Here is a 263-nt window from a genome sequence, read left to right as displayed (position 1 = left end):
ACTCTCGTTTTTTCCCTCAGCTTGGCATCCAGATTACTCAGCGGTTCGTCAAACAGCATCACTTTCGGCTCTACAATCATGGCTCTTGCCAGCGACACTCTCTGCTGCTGACCGCCGGACAGTTCCTTGGGCAGCCTGTTTTCCACACCTTCAAGCTGAACTAAATTCATCATCTCCCTTGCTTTCTCCATCAGAACCTTCTTATCTTTAATTTTTCTCGTCTTCAGTCCGTAAACAATGTTTTCATATACACTGAGATGGGG

The 263-nt window shown here is 46.4% G+C and carries 1 protein-coding gene; it reads right to left on the bottom strand.

Features of this window, described 5'->3' with window-relative positions; genetic code table 11:
- A partial coding sequence (locus HJV72_RS18885) for an ATP-binding cassette domain-containing protein (RefSeq protein ID WP_330619053.1) occupies nucleotides 1–212 on the bottom strand: 212 nt, incomplete at its 3' end.
- Nucleotides 213–263 lie beyond the last annotated feature (51 nt).

The sequence above is a fragment of the Extibacter sp. GGCC_0201 genome, from assembly GCF_017566055.1.
In the GTDB taxonomy this organism is placed as follows: domain Bacteria; phylum Bacillota; class Clostridia; order Lachnospirales; family Lachnospiraceae; genus Extibacter.
This window is presented reverse-complemented; position numbering and strand designations above follow the sequence as displayed.